This window comes from Frankia sp. CeTa3Moorea, from assembly GCF_978021225.1.
The window spans coordinates 1-2,970 of the sequence record NZ_CDXDOR010000205.1; the positions used below are offsets into that span (position 1 = coordinate 1).

Consider the following 2,970-nt stretch of genomic DNA (forward strand, 5'->3'; position numbering starts at 1 on the left):
GTGGAGCGGGTGTGTCAAGAAAACGGCTCTGTCGCACATCTGGTGGTCGTTGACATGACCTGCTATACCACGTGCCCGGACCGGGTCAGCTCCCCCCGCCAGCATGCGGGTCGATTTCACCGTCCATCGCAGCGGCGACTCCGGGTCCCCCGCTGGTCGGGCTCGACCAGCGCGAGCAGCGCGTCCACCAGGCGCGGGTCCTTCTCCCGCAGCGGTCTGCGGCCCGCGCCCGCCGTGCGGACCCGCCCGGACGGAGGCTGGCCACTGTCCAACTCCGCCGCCCCGCGCGAGACGGTGTCCTCCGAGGCCCCCGCTGTCCGGGTCACCAGACGAATCCCGCCATGCCCCAACGCCCTGGCATCCGCCCCTAGCACCAGCCGCCGCCGACGCTCGTCCAGATGCGGCAGCAACACCGCGAACTTCTCCGCTAGGACCTCGTCGGTCCCCTCCCTCACAGAGTATGGTCAAAAGCCGAAGTTATTTTCCGGCGGCTCCCTGGTCCGGGGCGGTGATGCACGGTAATTCGGGATGGGCCTGGCCGGTGTCGGCGATCCGCAGGTCCACCCAGGCGAGCAGACCAGGAACGGCTACGCCGTGCGGAGGCCGGTCCGCGTAGGGGGCGAGGTTCGCCGCGCCGCGCCGCAGCACGGCCACGCCGCCCTTGACGTTGCCGCGGGCCAGATGGGTGACGCCGACGGCGAGCTGTGCCAGCCCGCGCCACAGCCCGCGCTCGCCGGGGTCGGTCTCCGGACTCTTCCAGACGGCCTCGAGTACCTCGTGTGCCTGGAAGGGAAGTCCCGCGTCGAGGAGTCGCTGGGCCTCGGCGAGTGCCGCGGCCGGCGGTAGCGGGGCCGAGGAGGCGAGCGGCGGCACGCCGGTCTCGCCGTGGGGAAGAGGGCGGCCCAGCGCGTCCCGGGGCCGTTCCCCGGGCCGGGACACCCCGGACCCTGGTTCAGTCGCGGGGTGTGCCCGGGGGACGGGGCGTGTTCCGGGCAGCGGCCGTGTTCCGGACGGTGCGCGTCGTCCGGACCGGTCCGAAGTGGTCATGCGGTCCACTCTGACCGCCCCTAGCGGGTGGCGCCTCCCGTAGCCGCGCGGACCGGAGTCGTCGCCAGGCAAGACCTGGGGCGCGGTGTCGGCGTCCGCTGGTGTCAGCGTCCGCCGGGGTCAGCGGCTGATTGCGGCGCGCAGCGCGTCGGCGCGGTCCGTGCGCTCCCAGGTGAAGTCGGGCAGCGTCCGACCGAAGTGGCCGTAGGAGGCAGTCTGCCCGTAGATCGGCCGTAGCAGGTCGAGGTCCCGGATGATGGCGGCCGGGCGCAAGTCGAAGACCTCCGAGACGGCCCGCGCGATCTCCGGCACCGGCACGGTCTCGGTGCCGAAGGTCTCGACGAACAAGCCTACCGGCTCGGCCTTGCCGATGGCGTAGGCAACCTGCAGCTCCGCCCGTCGGGCGAGGCCGGCCGCGACGACGTTCTTGGCGACCCAGCGCAGCGCGTAGGCGGCCGAACGGTCGACCTTGGACGGGTCCTTGCCGGAGAAAGCACCGCCGCCATGACGGGCGTAACCGCCGTAGGTGTCAATGATGATCTTGCGGCCGGTCAGGCCCGCGTCGCCGATCGGGCCGCCGATCTCGAACCGGCCGGTCGGGTTCACGAGCAGCCGGTAGCCGTCTACCTCCAAGCCCAGGTTCTCCTCGGCCAGCCGCTTGAGCTCGGGGGCGATGACCTGGTCGCGGATGTCCGGAACCAGACGGGTGGCCAGGTCGACGTCGGCGGCGTGATGCGCGGACACGACCACCGTGTCCAACCGGACCGGGCGGTCCCCGTCGTATTCGATGGTCACCTGGGTCTTGCCGTCCGGCCGCAGGTAGGGCAGCAGGCCGGCGTGACGCACCTTCGACAGCCGCTGGGCGAGGCGGTGGGCCAGTGTGATCGGCAGCGGGAGCAGGTCGGGGGTCTCGTCGGTGGCGTAGCCGAACATGATCCCCTGGTCGCCGGCGCCCTGCTGGGCCAGCGTGTCCTCGCCGCCCTCGACCCGTGCCTCATAGGCCTTGTCGACGCCCTGGGCGATGTCCGGGGACTGGGCACCGATCGAGACCAGCACGCCGACGGTCGCGCCGTCGAAGCCGGTGGCGGCGTCGTAACCGATGTCGGTGAGGGTGCGCCGCACGACGGCGGTCACGTCGACGTGCGCGGAGCTGGTGACCTCGCCGGCCACGTGCACGTGCCCGGTGGTCAGCAGTGTCTCCACCGCGACCCGGGAGGTGGGGTCGCCGGCCAGGAACGCGTCGAGCAGGGCGTCACTGATCTGGTCGGCGAGTTTGTCCGGATGGCCTTCGGTGACCGACTCGGAGGTGAAAAGGCGACGGGACATGGAAGGATTCCTCATTTCATGGAACAAGATATGGAACAAGGTGATGTTGCGGGAGGAGGTACCGGTCGCACGGGGACATACGTGCGCGGGTGGAGCTGCGCGGGTGGATCCGCGCCGGTACATCCCTGCCGGCACTGGCTGGCCGGCACTGGCTGGCCGGCACGGTCATTTCACCAGGATCGGTGCTCGGGGTCCGGGTGCCGCGTCGGGCTCGTCGACGCCGTTGGATGTCGACGCCGTCGGATGTCGAACCGGCATGCGGGCATGCCCTCCGGGTCGGCGGGCGCCGAGGTGAGGAGAGCGGGGTGCTGGTCGCGCCGGCCTCCGGTCGCGCCGGCTCAACGGCCGGCCAGGCCGAGGGAGCGGACCGGAGCGGTGGATCTCGGGAACGCACTGAGGGTGCGCCGGGACGAGCGCGTCCGCCGCGCGGCTCAGCGCGCGGTACAGATGGCGGAACTCACCAGGGAGAAGTCGACGTGGCCACGCGTAACGAGAACGGCCGGACTGAACACCGGATGATCTCACCACGGCGGTCAACCTGCCGTCAACGCCGCAGGCCGATCGTGTGCCATTGCCTGGGCGCGCGGACGAGCCGGT

Annotated in this window: 2 protein-coding genes and 1 pseudogene; all 3 read right to left on the reverse strand. The window is 71.4% G+C overall.

Annotation, left to right across the window (positions count from 1 at the left end; translation table 11 throughout):
• Positions 1-65 precede the first annotated feature (65 nt).
• Positions 66-455 (reverse strand): annotated as a pseudogene (locus AC08OV_RS22455) (ISAzo13-like element transposase-related protein); the annotation flags it as partial.
• Positions 456-477: 22 nt separating this feature from the next.
• On the reverse strand, positions 478-939 hold the full coding sequence (locus AC08OV_RS22460) for a DUF309 domain-containing protein (RefSeq protein WP_476613542.1): 462 nt from the start codon (positions 937-939) through the stop codon (positions 478-480).
• Positions 940-1,167: 228 nt separating this feature from the next.
• Positions 1,168-2,373, reverse strand: a complete 1,206-nt coding sequence (gene metK / locus AC08OV_RS22465; protein ID WP_476601779.1) for a methionine adenosyltransferase — start codon at positions 2,371-2,373, stop codon at positions 1,168-1,170.
• Positions 2,374-2,970 lie beyond the last annotated feature (597 nt).

What these genes read in the sequence shown, in the direction of transcription:
- metK (WP_476601779.1), bottom strand. Translation starts at nt 2,373, where the DNA reads ATGTCCCGTCGCCTTTTCACCTCCGAGTCGGTCACCGAAGGCCATCCG.